The organism is Prosthecobacter fusiformis (assembly GCF_004364345.1).
Lineage (GTDB): Bacteria > Verrucomicrobiota > Verrucomicrobiia > Verrucomicrobiales > Verrucomicrobiaceae > Prosthecobacter > Prosthecobacter fusiformis.
This window is the reverse complement of record NZ_SOCA01000003.1, coordinates 477,966-498,015: the sequence shown is the minus strand read 5'-3', so window position 1 is coordinate 498,015 and position 20,050 is coordinate 477,966. Positions and strand designations below refer to the sequence as shown.

Here is a 20,050-nt window from a genome sequence, read left to right as displayed (position 1 = left end):
ACACTTGCCTGCCACGGCTTGTCACCTTATATTCATTTCGCTTTTTGAGGCACCACTGGCTGGTTAGGCAAATTTTCCCACAGGGTAATTATTCCGCCACCATTCTGTATATCTACACGACACACAGGGGTTTGACCTTCAAGTCGGATTTCCAAGTCTTCATCCAGAAGGCCTGAAAAAATCCATGATTTAGGTTTATTATTTCCTCCGGGATTGTCCTTGATGAACTTTTCCAAGTATAATTGTTTGGAGAGGTTTCCGTATTTATAAACTTCGCCCCCCTCTGTCCTAAACCCTATTTCCTTGAGATTTGGCAATCCAGGAAAATCTCGTCCTGATCTGGCGACGATATCTGTTAAATCAAACGCCTCTTCCATGGATCCATATTTGAATACATACCGACGCTTGATATCGGAAGTTAATTCCAAAGTACCAAAACGAACTTGATATGGATTTTTCACAGGTTCAATCGACCATGATTGACATGGCTCTATCATGAGAAATAGAGCCGCCATTAAAATGATGATTTGTGTCATAAGTAGTTAATCTCTAAGGTGTGGAAAATTGAGAGTGATCCAGATCGCGGCGTTGAGGCTGAATTCTCAATGTGATTATCATTTACCGTCAGTTTCCCATGCGCCCCCTAACGCAACTCGGGTAATATCGCCAGAAGAAGGGTGCAATGGATTGTCGAGCCGCCCCGGCCAGAAGGCACGAAAATCCATGATCCATATCACCTGATTACGGTCCGCAGGTCTCGGTCTGGGGGGATGAACTGGAATAAATGAACCCGGCCATCGCTGGTTCACCCGATCCACAGCTTCAATGACTGCAACCACCTCTTCCTCTGTACGATCTTCAATCAAATATGGAATCCCATTAGCACGGCGGCGTTCATACAACATTCGTGCCTTGAACTCCACATCGCCCATCCCTGAATGACGATAACCTCCAAATAACAAATTAAATGTTAAAACAATCTGGCTGGCAGTTTCTTCTAGCAAATTCATATCGAATATTATTCGAGAAAGAAATGGCCCATCTATCCAAGCAGAACCATTCCATATTTCAATTTTTGTGTCGTCACCGCCTTCGATCAAGAGCTAGCTGCCCCGGACGCATTGGGATCGCGAACTATTCTATAAATTTTCAATACATTGGAGAGCCCACCCCAGGATCAGCGAATGGATTTGGCCAGCTCTTCACATGAAGCTGCATCATATTTCCGCCAAAGATCGTTGTAACGACCCTTATCTTGTCCGACCACATCGAGTGCATATGCATCCGGTGTTGTGTCGATCCAGTCTAAAAGGTCCTTCACGACCTGTGCACACTTTGTGGCACGCATTTCGACGAGCATTTTTTGATAAGAGCGAAGCTCTTCCTGCCCTTCTTCCATGAGCAGAGTATCGAACCCAGACGCGCATAGTTCGATGTCTGCTTCTTCAACTGCATCAGGATCAATCATTTTAAAGCTGCCTTTCTAGCCAATCGACGGCAATATTTCCAGAGTCTTCGGGGCCAACCTGTCAGTATCCAACTCGGAGTTTCTGGACTATTACTAATCCAGGCCGGACCACAGGCCATTCTATTTTAAGTCCCAATAAGTTTATACACGATCTAAATAAAAAGTTAGACGCCGCAAGGTTCCGATTGCGGCAGCATTACAGATAAAGGAAATCACTTCAGGTGTTCTATTCTCCGGCAAGAGCGTTGATGCATCAAAATGCGGCGTCGGCCATGAGAGTATTTCTTTGATGATCGTCCCATCATTGAGCGCTTCTCTCAATAAATCTCTAAAAACTGCCTTGGCCTCTGATGTAGCATCTACAAGCAACAAATTTCCATCTTGCTTTGCCCACTTGCAAAGCTTCCCAACCTCTTGATGTCCGAGTCGGTCTGCAGATTCTCCGACGCTGTCGCAAACCAAATTAAACACGCTCTTTGAAGTCGGGAACGCCGTTTCATGTGAATTTTCCCACGCCACTATGATTTCTGTACTCATGCTATTCAGTCGTCTGGAATGCCACCAGAAGTTAATTCACCTAAAGATCGGAGCAAGCGAGGTGCCCCAAGAAGTCCTGTTTGTACTTCTATCGTGTGCGGCCCTTTGCAAACATTTAAAATCCTGCTTGAAACGACTGATTGCGGCACGATCCAGCTAGCTTCTAACTACACCAACAAGCCTCACACAAAAACGATTATTCACTGCTCCAAACTTCTTCGAAGCTCAATCCGGTAAAGCCGAATTGCTCGTAATTGTGTTTGAACTCATCACCTGGAACCTCCGTTCCAGACAGGCAAAAAAGATCAGTCGATTCGCGATCTCTCAGGCGGAAGATCGGTGAATTAAAAGTGTCTAAATCAAAAGAGTGATTTGGATCATCTGACGCCGGAGCAAAGTCTAAAGGATTGATGATCCGAAAGTAAAATTCCGAGTCTCCTGCGGCAAGCAACTCATTCCCCATGCTCAGAACATAATACATGTCTTCACACTCTTTCCAAGCACTCTCGGAGAGGGCAAAGCAGCCGGGAGCTACTGCGTAGATTTGCTGCCATGGGCAGATCGAATCCGGCCTCGCAGCAAATGCTTTGTCAGGGGAAAGTTGAGATTACGGTGAGCCGTCGAGCGCTGTAAATTCCGAGGAGTAGAGGGCGACTGGATTGACTTCCAGCTTTGGAGCATCATCGTTGACTTGGATACGAAATAGGCGTTTCATGTTAATGTTGAATTTGGCGTGAAATTACCTTCAACAATGTCAGAAGCTATCTTTTGAAGCTCGTCGAAAACGGGGTCAGGAGGGGTCATTAACATGCTCTCCTAGCAGTGCTTCGATGTTTTGTCGGAGCTCAGGATTAAATGAAACGGTTAGCACTGGAGAGCGGTGTTCGAGGCTTGCTACGATTGCGTCATTTAAGATTTCGAGATAAATTTGTTGATCTCCAGGCGCTTCACTCATGGGCATTGAGAAGTGGTGGATATGAATCTTTGGGGTCTTGATCCAGGCCAAATCACGCATCGCGTCGGAGAAAGAATCCCAATTTGGAATGGGCGATCTGTAAGGAAAATCAAGCGCGTGTGTTACTAGCTGAATTAATTCGGACTTTCCGCGGACGTCTTCGCCTATTGGAAGTACTCGTGTCTTAGCGGGGTCTGGGTTATGCAGAAGATGAAATGATGTTTCTTGGGTTCAGTCATACTAATTGAGCAATACAAAATCTGCATAATGTTGGTGGCTGTAATACAATTCGCCATCCAGCCCTTCAACGATCCTTCGCTTCCCGGCGTGGTTAATTCCTGGAGTCGGAACTACATATTCTCGATAATAGCCTCTTGGCTTAGCCGGAAGAAGCCCCTCATTGTTTCCGAAAATGCTAGTATCGTTTCTGGGGGGAACTGGGGTCAGGGGGGGGGGAGTGAGTTCGAACATCACTGTGAGGTGCTTTCGATCCACCGAGCAATAAGCTCCAGGATGCACCTTGTATTTGTGGGCAGTTTCCCAAGAGGGTGCGAAGATAACCTTGGCTTTACAGATTGGGCAGCGAATCAGAACCTCGGCTTCATCAAGGTTCCAAACCCGTTTCAGGAAAGCAGTTCCAGACTGATAATCGAGTTCAAGCATAGCAGATTTATCGTTTAGGCAGATCAAAATACAAGCGGCCAACCTCAATTCGGATTTGCGCTCTGGCCGCAGCATCAGGGCGCACCCCGTTCATGAACAAGTGTTCTCGGGCCCGAGACATGTATTCCGATTGATGAGTTGCCTGATTGATACCTCGGGCATTGAGAATCAGGAAAACGAGGTCAGGGTGAAAATAATTGACAAAATATTGAGCGTTAATTTCTCCTTTATAAACTCCTTCATTCTGGCGGGCAGTTTATCCAGGGTTTCTTTTCATCCAGTCGTCTCAATTGCTGGCTCACGTTGGCTACTGTCTTCATCGCCAGATATTACTCTTTGCTAATCTCGGGGTAATGACGTGAATACAAATAAGCTCCTGCAGATAGCAGTCAGATAAGAATGCCCAGCCATCCAAAAATGGTAAATTCATCTTTTATTTTCTTACTGTATCGAAACATCAAGTTAGTCTGGTCGATACTAAGGTCTAGAGCATTGGCAAAAGGTATTTCCATCCCGTATATTACGAGCCTTTTAACATAGAATCCCAATAACGACTGTGCAGCACCAACAACGAAAGTTGAGAAATAAAATAGGTTTTTCATTTCGATGGGAAAAGAAAGATTACCTCCCTACGGTTACCCCGAGCCATCACATGGTAATAAGCCCCCGGATATTGAATGCGTAAGCTCCGCGCCATGCTCTCAATCTAAAGCCTCCGCCCATTCAGTCAATTATTTGCATCCTGACCCCGTTTTTCTGAGCGCCTGGAGGAAGAAGCGCCGGTCATCCTCATCATGAAAGGTGACCTCCCTCCGGTTACCTCGCGCCATCACATGGTAATAAGCACCGGGATATTGAATGCGTAAGCTCCGAGCCATCACCCCAATCTAAAGCCTCCGCCCATTCTGCCAATTATTTGCACCCTGACCCCGTTTCCCCGAAAGCTTGGGCAGCCGAACAAAAATCTCTACACCAAGCGCAGGCAAAGAACTGCGTGGCCTCACTGTAGCACTCCACCTTGTCAAGGTCCCCGCAATGGTGCTATGTTTGACGGATACGAAAACTCCGCACAAAGCTACGCTTTGAAAGCTGACTTTTTTAGCTCACTCTCACACCAGTCTATTAGTTCTTTATCCTCTGTGGTTTCTATCATCCACCTTGGCAGAAATACTTTTTCTGAAACAGCGTTGGCAGGCACGATACGAGCCGACATTTTATGATCATCAATGAACAGAAGAAAATGCTCTCCCTTCTGGGTGCAGACATACCAACGTCCAGGCCCAGTGAACGGCTGCGATTGACCTGACTCACTCATCTGCCTGGCTTTTTTAAAGATACGCTGCAAGTCTGGCGCGGACTTTAGTTTCATGGACTTTGCTCCATCAATATGACGCAAGAACACAACTAAAATTTCGACTTCATGGGTATCTGAAGCGTTTTCACGCTGGGCAGATTCATTGCTGGTGTAGAGAGGGTAATGCTCCACTGCGGTCACTAATGCGCCTTCATCTGATTCTTGCGCCGATTGTCCTCGCGCAAGTGACGTGAAGACAAGTGCAATTAGAGTAATAAGATAAAATATTTTAGGCATCGGTTGATCCTCTCGAATAGGTGTTTTTCCATTTCTTGGTTTTGCACTCGTGGGAAACGGGGGCAGGCGACATGAAATCCTGCCCTGTTTCCTTTTCTATATCAAGGATCTTTGACTTCCTGGCCTGGCAGGACCCGAAGAAGATTCCGAGTGGTGTCGAATTCGAGATTACGATCGTTGGCTGTTGGGTTAAAGCAATATTGGAATTTCACAAGGCCACTGGGGTACCACAAAAACCCGCCTTGCACCTTGGCGTAATGAGCCGAGATGACTTTTCCATCTCCATCCACTTTCGTGCGCAGTCGGAGGAAATAATTCTCGGTGGGTTTTGCTTCATCAATGACCTGGGGAATGCCGGCCAGAACTCCCGTTGTAGCTCCTGGGACACGCGCCTTACGTTGAAGCCACTCCGACGCATATCCGGCTTCTGGGGCCAAGTAAGGTAGACGCAGACCACTGCCCTTGACGGGTTTTGTTTCGTGGAGGACCAAGCCGTCCTGTGGATGGCTAAAAGTGATGTGTAGTCGCGTATCATAGAGAGCAAAAGCATCTTCAGTTTTACCCTCCATCCGAAATAAAATGTCTGCCGTGGTTCCAGCTCCATGTGGAGTCACCCAGTCACCCCGTTCAAGATCAAATCCCACGTCTATTCCAGTCCCAGGAAGCTGAACATAATCAGCATAATTTCGGATGACTTTTTTAGCAATGAGTGGAATAGGATTTAATACCCGCTTTAATTCCATCTTTATTGTGGGATTCCAAGGCTGCCATTGCCCCTTGCTAGTATTGATGCTTTTAAATTCCGCTCCTGCCCAATAATAACCTGATTTTTTGGCGCGAAGGACCAACGCACAGCGACTGGATTCGGCTTCTAAAACAGCCAATCCAGAGTCGGCTGTGATCGCTTGAAGTTTCTTGTAGAGGTCTTTCCCAAAACCCTCACCCGGTTGCCACCGGTCAAACAAATCTGTCTCAATAGTCGCTACATCAACTGGTATGCCCACGTCATCGGCAACTTCCAGAGTAATTTTGAGTGCTGATCGGTCCTGACAAGAGGCGCAAGTAATGCCACATATAAAGATGGATACGATAATTTTAATTATTTTCATTAGTGTCTCCTTTAAGTTGTCCTTGCGCTATCCAGTCTTCGAAAAGACGGTGATTATATCGGAAAGCAACATCCTTTGTATCGCTATGATGCCATCTCCTTCTTGTATCACCTTCACCCATTTCCGGTCGTGTTGACGGCCATTCATCCTGCAATTCCATTAAGTCTCTATTTCTTCCTACAAAAACCCGCAATTGGATTACTGCCTGCAGCGAATGACAGCGCTGGTATTGCCTCTGCCAGAGGAAATTGGGGTAAGGGTGCAAATAATTGACAAAATATTGAGCGCTCATTTCTCTTTTTATAAACTCCTGCAATCTGGCGGGCAGTTTCTCCAGCGTTTTCTTTTCATCCAGTCGTCTCAATTGCTGGCTGAGATTAGCTACCATCTTCATCGCCAGATTTTAGCGATCCATTGCTGAGTCACGGGTGCCTTTCCATAAAATAAGTGCCAGCTTTGTTGCGGTCGCAAGCCGAGGGGCGACGTCACTAATGCCGTTTGGACCTGGAACTTAGATGCGGCCAGTCCCAGGAAGGCCGGTCTGTTATTACAACACCGAGGGGACTACCCATTGGAAATTATTGCCGACTTCTCCCAAGTCGGCATGCTAGTCTCTTGCACGGTAGGGAGGGGTTCGTGGATATTGTCGGGATGCGCTTCCCAAGGCTCAAGAATCTTCCCAAAATTTCCCCATGGGTCCCCGTGTGGGGATTCCATGGGGAAGAAAATCCCCATCCTAAAACATTGGTTATCAATGATTTAGGGGGAAATTTCCCCAGATGGGGAAAAAATGAAAACTTTCCCCATGACGCATTTTTCGCCTTGCCGCTATTCTTCCTCATGGAGGAACTCATTGATGAGGTCCTGCAGCATGCCCTCGGTGGATTTGGTTTCGACTTCGATCTGGATCATGTCAGCACCATCTTCAGCCGTTTTTTCCAGGGGGGCGGGTGGACGCCAAGGGGTGAGACCTTTTTGTTCCAAGTATTCGAGAAAACGGCGCACCAGGGGTTCTTCGACGTGAAAGGCGAAGATGGATTGCTCATGAGTGGGAGGGATAAGAACGATGGGAGACATAAGGATGAAAAGTTTAAGATTGCCGGGTGTTAACTCAATTCTTTGGAACCGGGGCACCCTCAGGCAGTTGATTGGCAGGGTTGGTAGGGCTGGCAGGCAGTTTTGGGGTATCGGGAGAGGAAGGATTGTTGGGATTGGCCGGAGTTGCGGGTTTGGTAGGATTGGTCGGCGCGGTGGTTTCCCCGGGCGTATTGGGACTACCGGAACTGCCCGTTGCACTGGGGGTGGCAGGAGCAGTCGCGGGATCTCCAGCGATGCCAGTGACGGTGGTCTGGCCTGTGGTACCTGTCGCTCCCGCAGCCCCGGTGACGCCAACCGTGCCTGTGTTGCTGGCGGTTCCTTGCGAACCCACGGAGGACATCCGTTTAAACTCATCCAGGCTCAGAGTACTGTTATTGTCAGTATCCAGACGCTTAAAAAGACCTTCTGGATTGTGGAGGAGATCCGTGATCGCCTGATTGATGCCCACCTTGAGCGCAGTATCATTCCCACGCTCGCCCTCAGCCAGGGGGCGGTTGGAGTCTGTCTTATTGGTCTCTGGTTCACGGTCTTGGGCGATGACAGAAAGGGGCATCGCCAGCAGAGCGAGGGCACAGGTTTGGCCGGGGAAGGAAAGTTTCATAGCTGTAAAAGGGGTGTGGAATGGGAATGGCTGCGGCAAGCTCACCGCAGCACGGTTTCAAAATCATTCGCACGGAGGAGCGGAGATGGTTCCCTTTTGGCCAATCAACAAACGGTCTGAACCCAGCCCAGGCCTCATGGCCTCACGCCTCGATTCATTTTTACTCGGCAAATACATCCGCTTTTTCAGAGGCTTGCGAACTTTGACTGTCCCCACGGTATAACCACAACCATGCCAGGAAGGGACCACCTAACCACTATTGTAATATTCACATGAAAAATTCATTTGTTAAAACTATCGTTATCGCCGGAATTACCCTTAGCCCCATGATGCTTTCCGCTCAGGGGAAAGGCTCCACAGAAACCGTCCCCGGCGTCGCCGGCCAGCCACAGCCTGGCGGCAAGCTCGGTGAAGCCAATGACGAATCCACCAAGGACAAGGGAACCCGCGCCAACAAGGACTGGTTCACCAAACTCGACGCAGATTCCAACGGCAGCATCAGCCGTGAAGAATTCGCCAAAGCAGGTGTCCAGAGAAACCGCGACGAAGCGATGCGGAACCGGAAGGACCGTGAAGAACGGAATGCTACCGATGCGAACCGCAACAACAAAAACCGTGAAGAACAGAAGGCCACGGATGCCAATCGCAGCACGACAGATGGCGATGCCGCGAAGGACGCCAGCTCCAGTGGCAGCCGTTCTGACACCAACCGCACAGGCACCGAAATCAAGGATCCTGCGGGCACCTCCGGCGCACCTGCAACCGGCACCACGGGAACAACCGGCGCCACAGGCAGCAGTGCCAGCGGCAGCGGCCCTAGCGGCAGTGCTACCTCCGGCACCGGCAACCGCCCCCAGTAATTAATCTGCACTGAACCATGGCCCTGCTGACGCTTTCCGCTCAGCAGGGCTTTTTTGTTAGGCAGCCATCATCTGGACCAGCTCATGCAGCGGAATGGATGGTCATCTATGAGGTTCGCCTGCACTCCCTTCAAGCGCTCTCCATGGTAGAACTGCACGCCCACATAATAATAAACCGGGATCACCGCAGCCTCATCACGGATCAAGGTCTGCTCGGCCTCTTGGAAGACCATGTTCCGTCTGGCGATGTCAGGCTCCCTCGCCGCATCCGCAATCAGTCCGTCATACTTTTTGTTAGCCCAGCCGGTTCGGTTATTGCCATTGCCCGTGGTGAACATGTCCAGAAAGGTGCTGGGATCATTGTAATCACCCACCCAACTGGAGCGGCAGAGGTGGTAATCCAGCTCGCGCATGGATTTCAGCCATACCTTTTGTTCTTGCTTGGTCAGGTTAACCGTCACGCCCAAAGTGTCCTGCCACATGGCCTGGAGTTCGATGGCGATGTTCCGCTCCACCGGCAGCGGGATGTAAAGATACTCGACCCGAGGGAAGCCTTTGCCATCTGGAAAGCCAGCTTCGGCGAGCAGGCGACGGGCCTCTGCCACATTCAGATCAAGACCCGGTGGTGCCTGATAATCCTGCCCGGTGCCCGGAGGGGTGATGCCCCAGGCGGGGGTCTCACCAAGCTGAGTGATCTTTTCCACGATGCGCTTTTTATCCACCGCCAAGGCAAACGCCTGCCGCACACGCGGATCGTTGAAGGGAGGTCGGGTGACATTCGTGCGGATGAACCAAGTGCCCAGAAAGGGTCCGGTGTGAAACCAGGGCTGCTGCTTCAGCTTTTGGGTCAGCGTGGGAGGGACCATACCTTTGTCCATCATCAGATCACACTGGCCAGTATGAAAGTAGCTGAGCGCAGTATTAGCATCCTGCACCGGCTTGACTTCGATAGTCGTCATTTTGACATTGGCGGCATCCCAGTAGCGAGGATTCTTTCGCAGGCGGATACGGTCATCGAGAAGCCATTCCTCCAAGAGATAGGCCCCGTTGTTAATAATGTTTGCAGGCTTGATCCAGCTCGTGCCATGCTTGTTGATGGTGGCGAGAGGCACCGGGGCCAGGGTAACGAAAGAAGAGAGATCCACGAAATAAGGGGTGGGATTTTCCAGTTCGACAATGAGTGTTTTTTCACCGGAAGCGCGGACACCCACTTTGAAAAAGTCTTTTTCCGTGCCCTCCGAATAGGCTTTGGCGTTACGTATCACATGCAGCAAGCTGGCATAGTCCGCCCCGGTTGCAGGATCCAGGGCACGTCTCCAGGACTCGACAAAATTTTGGGCGATGACAGGCATACCGTCCGTCCAGAAGGTCCCGGCACGAAGGTGGAAAGTATAGGTTTTGCGGTCTTCGGAGATGTCCCAGCGTTCAGCCATCCCCGGCTCAGCGCGCCCCTGCTGATTGATGCGGCAGAGACCTTCAAACAGGGAAGTGGCGATGCGCATGGAAACTTGGTCTGTTGCCAGGACGGGATCCAGTGTTTCGGGTTCGGCGCTCTGAATGAAGACCAGGTCAGCACGTTCCCGCTCCGGTGCGCAGGCACCGAGGCAAAACAGAAAAGCCGCAGAGGACAGCATACGGACGAAATATCTCATCGTGATAAGCTGCATCGGACTGGCCTTGGGCGCAAGAGATGCAAATCAAAGCAATATGGTGTGCCGATTCACGTTTTCAGCGGCCCATGAAAGTCACAACCCTTCTTTTTCTCGCCTTGGCCTCCCTAGCCAGTGCTGCCGACAAACCCCTGCTCGCCATTCCCGGTGAGGTCATTTATGAAAGCAAGCTGGACACGGCACCCGCCGCCCCATGGAAGGCGGCCAAAGGCCAGTGGGAGCTCAAGGACGGCGTCATGCGGGGATCTGAGCTGGAGGCGGACAAACATGGTGCGGTCACCCGCCTGCCTAACAAATTGAATGATTTCATCATCGAATATGAATTTAAGTTTGAAGGTGCCCGCACGACGAGCCTTTCCATCAACGCAGTCAAAGACCACATGGCGCGCATCAACATCACGCCGAAAAGCGTGACCATCCAGAAGGACGACAACGATCATGAGGGGCCAGACAAGTCCGTCATCTTCGCCCGTTTTCCTGCGGAACTGACCGCTGGCACCTGGCACAAAGTGCGCCTGGAAATGGTGGGAGATACCATGCTGGGGAAGGTGGGCGACCTTACCGCCTGGGGCAGTGATGCTCTCTTCAAGACCGACAAGATGAGTCCAGGCTTCACCGTCAGCGGGCAGTCCGTGGACTTCCGTAACCTGACCATCCGTGCCGCGACGCTGAGTCCAGAGTGGGAAACCGTGAAAGCAACCCTGCCGAAGCCGGGTGAAAAAGTGGCACCTGCCGCAACCCCGAAAGGCAAAGGAAAAGGGAAGGGCAAAAAGGGCGAAGCCAAAAAGAAGAAGGCTGAATAGATCGCCGACTAAAAATTAAAAGGACCCGCGCCGGAAGTTTCTGGTGCGGGTCTTTTATAACTAGGGGCGTCCAAGGCAGGGCAAAGTGAGGTGAACATCCCACTTGCCGGGTTGCCTCAACAGCTTGACATCGTCCAGGGCCACACAGCCCGGTTTTCACAAGGCCGTTCCCTGACCATGTCTTATCCCCTGCCCTCGCTGCCCCGCATTCCGCCTGAGATTGTCGCACTGACCGATTATGAGCCGCTGGCGCGGGAGCATTTAGGAGAGCAGGCATGGGCTTACTTCACAAGTGGTGCGGCCGATGAAGTCACACTGAGGGACAATCGCGAAGCTTATGACCGCCTGAAACTGCTGCCGAGAGTGCTGCGGGATATGAAAGGGGGGAACACCCAGGTTACCCTGCTGGGGGAAACGCTGGAGTACCCCATTATGCTGGCACCCATCGCCTATCAACGCATGGCCCACAAGGATGGCGAACTGGCCACTGTTCTCGGTGCATCCGCGATGAAGGCAGGCGTGGTGGTTAGTACACGGGCCTCAGTCAGGATCGAAGACATCGCTGCTGCCGCCCAGACGCGCCTGTGGTTCCAGCTATACATGCAGCCGGACCGCGAGTTCACCCGCGATCTTGTGCGCCGTGCCGAAGAGGCGGGCTACCAAGCATTGGTCCTGACGGTGGATGCGCCTTTAAATGGCATTCGTAACGGGCTGCAACGGGTACAGTTTCGCCTTCCGCCCGGAGTAGAAGCGGTGAATCTGCGAGGGATGGCACAGCCTGACACCCGGCCACGTCTGGCAGGTGAAAAGGTGGCCTTTGGGGCTCTGCTGGATGATGCGCCTACTTGGAAGGACATTGAGTGGTTGCTGTCACAAACACGGCTACCCGTGATCCTCAAAGGCATCCTATCACCTGAGGATGCAGAGCTGGCTATCCAACTTGGCTTTGCCGGACTCATTGTTTCCAACCATGGCGGACGCATTTTAGATACGGTGCCTGCGAGTATTGATGTACTGCCGCAGATTACCGCCGTCGTTGCAGGACGGGTGCCGGTGCTTGTGGACGGAGGCATCCGGCGTGGCACGGATGTGCTCAAGGCGATCGCGCTGGGCGCCAGCGCTGTGCTTGTGGGCAGGCCGTATATCTTTGGTCTTTCGGTCGCCGGAGCAGTCGGGGTGGCTCATGTGCTGAACATTCTAAAAGCGGAATTTGAGGTAGCCATGGGCCTAACAGGATGTGCGACTGTGGCCGAGATCCAGCGTGAAGTGATCTGGCAACATTGAAGAGAATGTAAACCCCCTGCTGCCAGTCCGTATATCCCTCATTCAAATCACCATCCTATTTTATGCACTTCACTCTGAAACCCATTCTTGCCCTCCCTCTCTTTGTTTTGCTCTCCGGTTGCCTGCCCTCTGATAAAAGCACGGCAGTGAGTGCTGAAGAAAAAGGCAAGCCGCAGATCTATGTGGCCAACTATCCGCTGAAGTACTTCGCCCAGCGCCTGGGGGGCAGTGCGGTGGATGTGCACTTCCCGGCCCCGGCTGATGAAGACCCTGCTTTCTGGAGCCCGGATGATGACAGCATCGCCAGTTATCAAGCCGCCGATCTCATTCTCATGAATGGGGCCAGCTATTCCAAATGGGTGGACAACACCACGCTGCCTGATGACAAAGTCGTCAACACCTCCAGCGCCTTTTCCAAGGACTTCATCGAAATCAAAGATGCCACGACTCACAGTCATGGTCCTGGGGGAGAGCACAGCCATAGCGGCACGGCCTTCACCACCTGGATGGATTTTCAGCAGGCTATTCTCCAGGCGAAGGAAGTCTCCACCGCCCTTGAAGGGCTGGTTCCGGCGGAGGAGAAGGAGGGTGTCAAAAAGCACTTTGAAGAACTGAAGAAGGAACTCGAGTCTTTGGATCAACGTTTGTTAGACGTGGGTAAAAAAATCGCCAGGGCACCTTTGGTGGCTTCGCATCCGGTCTATCATTACATGGCACGGCGGTACGACTTGAATCTCGAAGCCGTGCTATGGGAGCCGGAGACCGTTCCGGATGAAAAGGCGATGACTGAGCTACAGAATGTTCTATCGAAGCATCCTGCACAATGGATGATCTGGGAAGGTGAACCGACTGCGCAAAGCGTAGAAAAGCTGGCTGCCATCGGCCTGAAGAGTGTGGTCGTGGATCCCTGTGGGAATGTGCCTGAAAATGGTGATTTCATCAGTGTCATGAAGACCAATATTGAGGCTCTGGAAAAGGCATTTCCATAAGGATAGGTAAGCCTAGGAGGGAAATGTGACTTCTGGCATTTGCTTGATAAAAAAAGTTATTATTTAGATTTGACGCCTTCCACGAGGTGTGGCAGAATCTCTCCACATTCATCACGACCTTCCATGAAACGGACATCTATAACCTCTTCAAACTTTTGGCCCCTCACCGGGTGTCAGTTGGGGAGTTATTGTGCCAGACCCGGCGCAGACTTTGCGGCCCTGGGCCATGAGGAGAAGGATCTGGGCATTCCAGCCGAGGAGGTCAACGAGCAGCGCGGATAATCACCGCAGGTTTTTACAGAACCAGGCATTTTCAAGCCCTGCTCGCCCTCTGAAAGGCAGCAGGGCTTTTTCGTTTTCAAGATTTCAACCAACCCGAACCCAGGAGGTTTCACCCCTAATTTTTCCACACAGACCCACACATACGTGCCCCCGTCATTGGGACGGGGTCCCGACACTAGGCAGGGCTCCAGCGTCCTCCACAAGGACGCTGGAGCGAGGTCCTGAAAAAGGTCCCCTTTCGGGTCGCTGCTGACTGCGCCGACGCGGCCTAGCAGCAGCAACTTTTCTGCCTAATGAATGCCATTTTTGGCAAACCTTAAGCGCGTAAGTATTCCTAAGCATAGATGCGAGAGTATAGAAGAATCGCGCCCATTTTTTGACATCACGAAGAGGCTTTCCGGAAGGTGTGCCATAAACACCGAAACATCCGCCGTGAAATACCCTGCGGGTGCGACGCCAGCGATGGGCTAACCCCCATCCCGTGCGTGGCAGCGGTGTTCGTTCTATTTATACGTGACGTAGAATGCGCCGATGCGCATTTACGTCACGCATGAATGGCCGCACAAGTTCATTCACAGTGGACTTCTGCGGCCATTCTAAATCAAGAAACGGCGGTGGCAGACTGCGCCATGCACAGGATTCCAAATCCTGGTGATGTGGTGGCAGTACCCACCCGCCGTGCCATTCATCATGGAGCGCGGGGCCTCGCAGCAGAGGAGCACCCGCCACTCTCCCGAGGACACAGGATTGCCACCGGGAAGCTAGGCCCGGGTAGGCTGTCCCTCCCCGCGCACCATGGCCTCTGGGCTCGTAGTGTAGAAGATTGCACGGCTGGATTGCCGCTCCGGCGGCTGGGCAGTCACGGCTCCGCGCCACAATGATCATCCGCTTTCGCGGATAGCGCTGCACCCAGCAAGTGACGGAGCGTTACCGTCCAAGTCCACCCTTTCCAAACGCAGGGCGAGCCAGTGCTCCGCCAGGTCTCATAAGCCTGGCCCGGCCGGTGCAACTACGGTCCCTGCATCCAGTTCACGCGGCGGTAGCTCGTTAAAGACACGAACCTGGCTGTAACCCAGGAGCTCCCTGACCGGCACGGAGCATTACCGTGACGCCGCACCCTTTACCCATGCCCACAAGGTGTAACAGACTTGCATGCGCCGCTTCTAACGGCTGAGGTTCCAGGTGCAAATCCTGGTGCGGGCTCTTTTCTCAAAACGCACGATCAGCGGCCTGACGTGCTTTTCCCAGAATTTGCAGGCTGGAGTGCCTGCCTCACTTTTACCCTCTGTAGCTCAACAGCAGAGCACCCGGTTGATAACCGGAAGACCGTGGAGCGTCACCACGCAGAGGGACTTTAATCACTCCACGCTGGATGGCTCAGACAGATGAGCGGCGGACTGAAGCTCCGCACAGGTTGGCGCGCTACCAACTCCAGCGACCTTATTTCACGCGGCCTTGATGTAACAGCCAGCATGTCTGTCTTCCAAACAGAGCGCGCCGGGGCAGCACCGGCAGGCCGCACTCTTTCCATTTATTCCAAACCCTGCACTGTCTTATGAAACGTAAACTGGCCTCCATTCAATCTGTCATCGCTATTGAACCCATCCCGAATGCAGACGCCATCGAACTGGCCCGCATTCAGGGCTGGCAGTGCGTCATCAAAAAAGGTGAATTGCGAGCCGGTGATCTGGGCGTTTTCCTGGAAATTGACTCCATCCCGCCCGACGACCCAAGGTTTACCTTCCTTTGGCATAACAAAAAGGATGTTGAATCGACTGAACGGCCCGCCGCGTTCCGGCTTAAAACCGTCCGCCTACGAGGGATGCTGTCTCAAGGGCTTCTGCTGCCAATTCAGCAGTTTCCTGAGCTCATCCGTCCTTTCGTCACTGGGACAGACGTCACAGAAATCCTGGGCGTGACGAAATGGGAACCACCCCTCCCTGAGATGGAAGATATCGCAGGGCCCTTTTTGCCAGGAGTACCGAAAACAGACGAAATGCGGGTGCAGAGCGTGCCGAGTGTTCTGGATGAGCTCGCTGGACGGGCTTATGTCATGACCCTGAAATGCGATGGAACATCGGCCACCTTCGGCATCCATCAGGACACAGGTGAGTTTACTGCCTGCGGTCGAAACTGGAGTATCAAACGGGGCAGCAACACTTATTGGAGGGTCGCCGAGACTTACCATCTTGAAAAGTCCCTCCAGGCTCATCCTCACTTGGCGATTCAGGGAGAACTGGTGGGACCCGGCATCCAGAAGAACCGCCTGGGGCTGAACTGTCCTCAATTTCGGGTCTTCAATGTCTATGACCAGCAGACGTGCTGTTTTCTCGGCCATGATGAAGCTGTTGCCTTTCTCAACGAAATCAAAGTTCCGATGGTGGATGTCATTGAGGAAGGCCTCTCTTTTGATCATGACATGGAATCCCTCCTGGCGCTGGCTGAAGGATATTACCCTGGAACGCAAAACGAACGTGAAGGTTTGGTCATCCGCCCCAAGACGGAGTACCAAAGCCCGACACTAGGCGGCAGACTGTCATTCAAAGTCATCAGCAATCGCTTCCTCCTGAAAGGCGGAGACTAAACTCCTTTCCTCCCCCGTGGCCGCCTGAGAAAAACACCGGCCGTGTAGAGTGTCTATCTCACCGGGGGATGTCCTTTCTTATTTCATTCCCTTCATGGTGTAACAGCAGCATTCCTCCCTGTGACGGAGACGGTGCCGGGGCAGGTCCGGCTGAGGGAACTTTCTTTAATTTTACGCGTGCAAGGCAAAGAGACGAGTCAGCGGTCTGCAAAGCCGCGTTACCCAGTGCGAGTCTGGGGCACGCGTCCATTTTCATTCGGATACGAGAGAGCCAGCGTACTCACTTGTTTTGGGAACAAGAAAAGCCCGGGGCAGCACCGGGGTATCCGACCCTTTCATAGACTGCGGGAGCGATGGGCCAAGGTGTCTATGGTACTTCGGAATGCCTCACTCGGAGAGTGAGGAGTACTGTACATGCACTCTGCATCGCCCCACTTTTTCAAAACACCCTGTCGTCTAACGGCTCAGGACATCCGACTTTCTATCGGATAATACGGGTTCGATTCCCGTCAGGGTGGCCATTTTTCATTCAGCGGTCCAAAGCTTAGACAGCGAAGCAGTCGGCTTTTAACCGGCATAGCAGGGTGCATGTCCCTGTGGACCGACCCAACGATGAGAATCCTTTATCAAAAGGTCTTTTAACCTGGACTCCTCCTCAGGCGTAACCAGAAAGCTGACAAAATTGCCACTTGGCAAAGCCAGATGTTGAGGCACGATTAGTGCCCAACATAGAGGAACGAACACCGCGTCCGTTCCTTCGTGCCGTCAATTCCCGTTTTTAAGGAGACAAAGCATGAATGATGTGTTGAACAAAACTACGGTCCTGGTTCTCAATCGAAACTGGCAGGCCATCGGAGTGAAGTCCCCTGCGGATGCCTTCAGCATGATGGCTGCGGGGAATGCCACAGCGCTGAAGATTTCAGCCGATGATGACATGACGCCGGTGACCTGGGAGGACTGGATGAAGCTACCTGTGAACGAAGGGGACAACTCCATCGGCACGGTGCACGGTCCTGTGCGGGTGCCGACGGTGCTGGTGCTGGCCCGCTTTGACCGGGTGCCGAAGCGTCGTCCGAAATTCTGCGCCAAGGCCATCTGGGAACGTGACGGAGGCGTGTGCCAGTACACTGGCCGCAAGCTGAAGCCTAACGAAGGAAACATCGACCATATTGTGCCGGTGTCCCGAGGGGGCAAAAGCACGTGGGACAACTGTGTGCTGGCTGATAAAAAGGTGAACAGCAAGAAGGGTAGCAAGCTGCCTGAGGAAGCTGGCCTGAAGCTTCTGCGCCGCCCTGCGGCCCCGCGTGAAATCCCGGTGACCCAGCTCATCCGCAATACTTACCAGGTGCGTGATTGGGAAATGTTCCTGGCCAATGCGGGCATTTTCCAGACGGACCGCGCGGTGAGCTGAGGGTTGGCCTAGCCGCCTATGGGTGGAGGGAGGTGGCTTTGGTTTCGAGGCCTCCGACCCCCACGCCCTGGCGGGCGCAGCTACGAGACGCAATCCCCCCACGCCCTGGCGGGCGCAGCTACGGGGCGAAACCCCCACGCCCTGGCGGGCGCAGCCACGGGACGCAAAGCCCAACGCCCTGGCGGGCGCAGCTACGGGGCGCAAACCCCCACGCCCTGGCGGGCGCGGGTATGGGCGTGCTTAGATTTCGCCGAAGTGTTTTTCGCGAACGCGGACGATGGCGTCCAACATGGAATCGGCTTCACCCCGGATCTTTGGATCCAGGCTGGAAGCACTGCGGTTGTAACGGCGATACAGTAGCTTCAGCCGGGAATGAATCTGGTCCTTGGGCATCTTGGGACCGATTTCACACAGCTCCTCAGGCGTCTTAGCCACGGCTGGGGTCGCGATAGCTGCGGCCTTGCCAGCCTTCGGCACCGGCCCTGCAGGCTTGGCGGTTTCGGCGGGCTTGCTCACAGGTGCAGCAGCAGCAGCCGGTTTGGCAGCCTGGGACTTGGAGAGCGATTGGAGGATCTTTTTAAACATGGCGGATGAAAGGGGCGGGTGGGTGATCTGCCGGAGGGTGACGATGGCGATTCCAGAAGGCTGCTATTCGATGCGCATGGTGCGCAGGTGGGCGCTTTTACGCTTGAGGTCTTCATCGGAAAGTACGCCGGCACCTTTATAGCTGACGGCGACTTCGCGGCTGCGGCCTGATTGCTTATCCACAACGAGTGCGCGCACACGCTGGTTTTCATCATAACTGAAGGTGACGGCCACCTCACAGCCTTTGGGCCGGTTTGGTGGCACCTCCAGGGTGATGCGACCTATGATGTCCACAAACTTGGCGTCTTCATCCTCCCCCTGGGTGATGTCCACCTCGATGACCCGCTCGTTGTCCTCACTGGTTTGGTAAACCTGGGTGCGGGAACATGGGATGGGGGTGTTTTTGGGAATGACGACGGAGTTCATCAGCTTCTCCTCACCGGTCTTGGCATTGTAAACCATGGCGACGGTGCCGTAGCTGGCGTTGCACACTTCCTGGATGCGAGAGGATTTTTTGGCGAAAAGAGCGGCTCCGAGGGCGACGCATTCATCCACATTTCCACAGGATTTGGGCGTTTTGGAAAACATCTTTTCCAGTACGGTTTTCACCTTGGGGATGCGGGTGGAGCCACCGACGAGGACGACGTGGTCGATATCCGCAACCTTGAGATTGGCAGAATCGAGTGCCTGCTCCACCAGCATGACGGTGCGGGTGAGCATGTGGCGGATGAGTTTCTCAAAAGTTTCGCGAGTGAGGTCAATGCGAGCGAGGCCGTCGTTTTTGTCATTAGCGACGGTATCATTCACACGCTGGAGTTTGGAGAGCATTTTCTTGGCGTCTTCCGTAGCCAGGAGGACGCGGCGGCGGTGGCGCTCGTCACTGTAGAGCGGGGCGCCAGTCTGCTTGGTGTATTGCTCTGCATAGGCGGCCAGGAGCATGTCGTCAAAATTGCTGCCGCCCAGGTGGCGGGCGCCTTCGCTGGTGAGGATGCGGATGGTGTCCTTTTCCACATTCAGGATGGTGACATCCAGCGTGCCCCCACCAAGGTCATAGACGAGGATACGTCCCTGCACGCCCTGATTGTGGGCATAATAAACAGCGGCGGCGGTCGGTTCATTGACAAGGCGCTTGACCTTCATGCCAGCCATCTCAGCAGCGGCGATGGTGCTTTTGCGGGCGAGTTCGTTAAAGTTAGCCGGGACGGTGATGACCACCTCTTCGATGTCTCCGATGATCTTGGAGCAGTCCCGTTTCAGCTTGGAGAGGATAAGGGCGGAAATCTCAGCGGGGGTCCATTTTTTGCCATCGATCTCGACGAGGTACTCGGGATCGTCCATGTGGCGCTTGATCTGAAAGATGGTGCGGTCTGGATCTCCCCCGTCGCGGGCGGGACTGCCGACGAGTTTCACATCCTCATGCCCTTCAAAAAAGACAACGGAGGGAGTGAGGCGCTCGCCATCGGAATTGGGGACGATCTCCGGATTGCCATCAGGTTTCAAATAAGCCAGGCCCGAGAGCGTGGTGCCAAGATCAATGCCAACGTATTCTGCCATAATCGG

At 53.0% G+C, this 20,050-nt stretch carries 21 protein-coding genes and 1 tRNA gene; 7 read left to right on the top strand and 15 right to left on the bottom strand.

All coding sequences use genetic code 11. The features are described 5' to 3' along the window. Positions 1–32 precede the first annotated feature (32 nt). From EI77_RS11265 to EI77_RS11200, 12 genes are all read right to left on the bottom strand, one after another. Positions 33–536, bottom strand: coding sequence for a hypothetical protein (locus EI77_RS11265; protein ID WP_133795359.1), 504 nt, complete (start codon positions 534–536; stop codon positions 33–35). A 78-nt stretch (positions 537–614) separates the two neighbouring features. Continuing rightward, positions 615–1,010, bottom strand: a complete 396-nt coding sequence (locus tag EI77_RS11260) for a hypothetical protein (RefSeq protein ID WP_166647190.1) — start codon at positions 1,008–1,010, stop codon at positions 615–617. 167 nt (positions 1,011–1,177) lie between these two features. Then, positions 1,178–1,468: a hypothetical protein gene (locus tag EI77_RS11255; RefSeq protein WP_133795357.1), complete on the bottom strand. Its 291-nt coding sequence runs from the start codon at positions 1,466–1,468 to the stop codon at positions 1,178–1,180. 141 nt (positions 1,469–1,609) lie between these two features. Further along, positions 1,610–2,005, bottom strand: a complete 396-nt coding sequence (locus tag EI77_RS11250) for a hypothetical protein (RefSeq protein WP_133795356.1) — start codon at positions 2,003–2,005, stop codon at positions 1,610–1,612. Positions 2,006–2,201: 196 nt separating this feature from the next. Next, positions 2,202–2,486, bottom strand: coding sequence for a hypothetical protein (locus tag EI77_RS11245; protein WP_133795355.1), 285 nt, complete (start codon positions 2,484–2,486; stop codon positions 2,202–2,204). A 309-nt stretch (positions 2,487–2,795) separates the two neighbouring features. Continuing rightward, the gene (locus tag EI77_RS24205) at positions 2,796–3,128 is read right to left on the bottom strand and encodes a barstar family protein (RefSeq protein WP_425606536.1); all 333 of its coding nucleotides are present in this window, start codon (positions 3,126–3,128) and stop codon (positions 2,796–2,798) included. 72 nt (positions 3,129–3,200) lie between these two features. Then, on the bottom strand, positions 3,201–3,623 hold the full coding sequence (locus tag EI77_RS11235; protein WP_133795354.1) for a guanyl-specific ribonuclease: 423 nt from the start codon (positions 3,621–3,623) through the stop codon (positions 3,201–3,203). A gap of 1,075 nt (positions 3,624–4,698) precedes the next feature. Next, positions 4,699–5,214, bottom strand: coding sequence for a hypothetical protein (locus tag EI77_RS11220; protein WP_133795353.1), 516 nt, complete (start codon positions 5,212–5,214; stop codon positions 4,699–4,701). Positions 5,215–5,315: 101 nt separating this feature from the next. Then, a complete protein-coding gene (locus EI77_RS11215) occupies positions 5,316–6,323 on the bottom strand; it encodes a hypothetical protein (protein WP_133795352.1) in 1,008 nt (335 codons plus the stop codon). Further along, positions 6,310–6,711 (bottom strand): hypothetical protein, encoded by a 402-nt coding sequence (locus EI77_RS11210; protein WP_133795351.1) that lies wholly within the window; start codon positions 6,709–6,711, stop codon positions 6,310–6,312. Before EI77_RS11210 ends, EI77_RS11215 begins: the two co-directional genes overlap by 14 nt. 440 nt (positions 6,712–7,151) lie before the next feature. Then, positions 7,152–7,400, bottom strand: coding sequence for a hypothetical protein (locus tag EI77_RS11205; RefSeq protein ID WP_133795350.1), 249 nt, complete (start codon positions 7,398–7,400; stop codon positions 7,152–7,154). 34 nt (positions 7,401–7,434) lie between these two features. After that, positions 7,435–8,022: a hypothetical protein gene (locus tag EI77_RS11200; RefSeq protein ID WP_133795349.1), complete on the bottom strand. Its 588-nt coding sequence runs from the start codon at positions 8,020–8,022 to the stop codon at positions 7,435–7,437. 272 nt (positions 8,023–8,294) lie between these two features. Between EI77_RS11200 and EI77_RS11195 the strand changes: the two genes are divergently transcribed. Next, a complete protein-coding gene (locus EI77_RS11195; protein WP_133795348.1) occupies positions 8,295–8,882 on the top strand; it encodes a hypothetical protein in 588 nt (195 codons plus the stop codon). Between the two features lie 68 nt (positions 8,883–8,950). Here EI77_RS11195 and EI77_RS11190 read toward each other — a convergent pair whose 3' ends face one another. Further along, complete coding sequence (locus EI77_RS11190) at positions 8,951–10,516, bottom strand: peptide ABC transporter substrate-binding protein (protein WP_243838796.1); 1,566 nt, start codon at positions 10,514–10,516, stop codon at positions 8,951–8,953. 104 nt (positions 10,517–10,620) lie between these two features. On the opposite strand from EI77_RS11190, the gene EI77_RS11185 reads away from it, so the two are divergent. The 6 genes from EI77_RS11185 (at position 10,621) to EI77_RS11160 (ending at position 17,905) form a co-directional block, all read left to right on the top strand. Next, entirely contained in the window at positions 10,621–11,355 is a 735-nt protein-coding gene (locus EI77_RS11185) for a 3-keto-alpha-glucoside-1,2-lyase-like domain-containing protein (protein WP_133795346.1), read from the top strand. A gap of 177 nt (positions 11,356–11,532) precedes the next feature. Further along, on the top strand, positions 11,533–12,639 hold the full coding sequence (locus EI77_RS11180; protein WP_133795345.1) for an alpha-hydroxy acid oxidase: 1,107 nt from the start codon (positions 11,533–11,535) through the stop codon (positions 12,637–12,639). A gap of 62 nt (positions 12,640–12,701) precedes the next feature. Beyond that, entirely contained in the window at positions 12,702–13,628 is a 927-nt protein-coding gene (locus EI77_RS11175) for a metal ABC transporter substrate-binding protein (protein WP_133795344.1), read from the top strand. Positions 13,629–15,465: 1,837 nt separating this feature from the next. Then, a complete protein-coding gene (locus EI77_RS11170) occupies positions 15,466–16,494 on the top strand; it encodes an RNA ligase (ATP) (RefSeq protein WP_133795343.1) in 1,029 nt (342 codons plus the stop codon). A gap of 445 nt (positions 16,495–16,939) precedes the next feature. Further along, positions 16,940–17,015: transfer RNA gene (locus EI77_RS11165), tRNA-Glu, on the top strand. Positions 17,016–17,287: 272 nt separating this feature from the next. Continuing rightward, positions 17,288–17,905, top strand: a complete 618-nt coding sequence (locus EI77_RS11160) for an HNH endonuclease (protein WP_133795342.1) — start codon at positions 17,288–17,290, stop codon at positions 17,903–17,905. A gap of 240 nt (positions 17,906–18,145) precedes the next feature. Here the strand turns inward: EI77_RS11160 and EI77_RS11155 are convergent, their stop codons facing one another. Together EI77_RS11155 and EI77_RS11150 are read right to left on the bottom strand one after the other, a co-directional pair. Further along, entirely contained in the window at positions 18,146–18,490 is a 345-nt protein-coding gene (locus EI77_RS11155; protein WP_133795341.1) for a hypothetical protein, read from the bottom strand. A 63-nt stretch (positions 18,491–18,553) separates the two neighbouring features. Then, positions 18,554–20,044: an Hsp70 family protein gene (locus EI77_RS11150; RefSeq protein ID WP_133795340.1), complete on the bottom strand. Its 1,491-nt coding sequence runs from the start codon at positions 20,042–20,044 to the stop codon at positions 18,554–18,556. Positions 20,045–20,050 lie beyond the last annotated feature (6 nt).

Coding starts and splice junctions, on each gene's coding strand:
- EI77_RS11265 (WP_133795359.1), bottom strand. CDS start 536: ATGACACAAATCATCATTTTAATGGCGGCTCTATTTCTCATGATAGAG.
- EI77_RS11260 (WP_166647190.1), bottom strand. CDS start 1,010: ATGAATTTGCTAGAAGAAACTGCCAGCCAGATTGTTTTAACATTTAAT.
- EI77_RS11255 (WP_133795357.1), bottom strand. CDS start 1,468: ATGATTGATCCTGATGCAGTTGAAGAAGCAGACATCGAACTATGCGCG.
- EI77_RS11250 (WP_133795356.1), bottom strand. CDS start 2,005: ATGAGTACAGAAATCATAGTGGCGTGGGAAAATTCACATGAAACGGCG.
- EI77_RS11245 (WP_133795355.1), bottom strand. CDS start 2,486: ATGTATTATGTTCTGAGCATGGGGAATGAGTTGCTTGCCGCAGGAGAC.
- EI77_RS11235 (WP_133795354.1), bottom strand. CDS start 3,623: ATGCTTGAACTCGATTATCAGTCTGGAACTGCTTTCCTGAAACGGGTT.
- EI77_RS11220 (WP_133795353.1), bottom strand. CDS start 5,214: ATGCCTAAAATATTTTATCTTATTACTCTAATTGCACTTGTCTTCACG.
- EI77_RS11215 (WP_133795352.1), bottom strand. CDS start 6,323: ATGAAAATAATTAAAATTATCGTATCCATCTTTATATGTGGCATTACT.
- EI77_RS11210 (WP_133795351.1), bottom strand. CDS start 6,711: ATGGTAGCTAATCTCAGCCAGCAATTGAGACGACTGGATGAAAAGAAA.
- EI77_RS11205 (WP_133795350.1), bottom strand. CDS start 7,400: ATGTCTCCCATCGTTCTTATCCCTCCCACTCATGAGCAATCCATCTTC.
- EI77_RS11200 (WP_133795349.1), bottom strand. CDS start 8,022: ATGAAACTTTCCTTCCCCGGCCAAACCTGTGCCCTCGCTCTGCTGGCG.
- EI77_RS11195 (WP_133795348.1), top strand. CDS start 8,295: ATGAAAAATTCATTTGTTAAAACTATCGTTATCGCCGGAATTACCCTT.
- EI77_RS11190 (WP_243838796.1), bottom strand. CDS start 10,516: ATGCTGTCCTCTGCGGCTTTTCTGTTTTGCCTCGGTGCCTGCGCACCG.
- EI77_RS11185 (WP_133795346.1), top strand. CDS start 10,621: ATGAAAGTCACAACCCTTCTTTTTCTCGCCTTGGCCTCCCTAGCCAGT.
- EI77_RS11180 (WP_133795345.1), top strand. CDS start 11,533: ATGTCTTATCCCCTGCCCTCGCTGCCCCGCATTCCGCCTGAGATTGTC.
- EI77_RS11175 (WP_133795344.1), top strand. CDS start 12,702: ATGCACTTCACTCTGAAACCCATTCTTGCCCTCCCTCTCTTTGTTTTG.
- EI77_RS11170 (WP_133795343.1), top strand. CDS start 15,466: ATGAAACGTAAACTGGCCTCCATTCAATCTGTCATCGCTATTGAACCC.
- EI77_RS11160 (WP_133795342.1), top strand. CDS start 17,288: ATGAATGATGTGTTGAACAAAACTACGGTCCTGGTTCTCAATCGAAAC.
- EI77_RS11155 (WP_133795341.1), bottom strand. CDS start 18,490: ATGTTTAAAAAGATCCTCCAATCGCTCTCCAAGTCCCAGGCTGCCAAA.
- EI77_RS11150 (WP_133795340.1), bottom strand. CDS start 20,044: ATGGCAGAATACGTTGGCATTGATCTTGGCACCACGCTCTCGGGCCTG.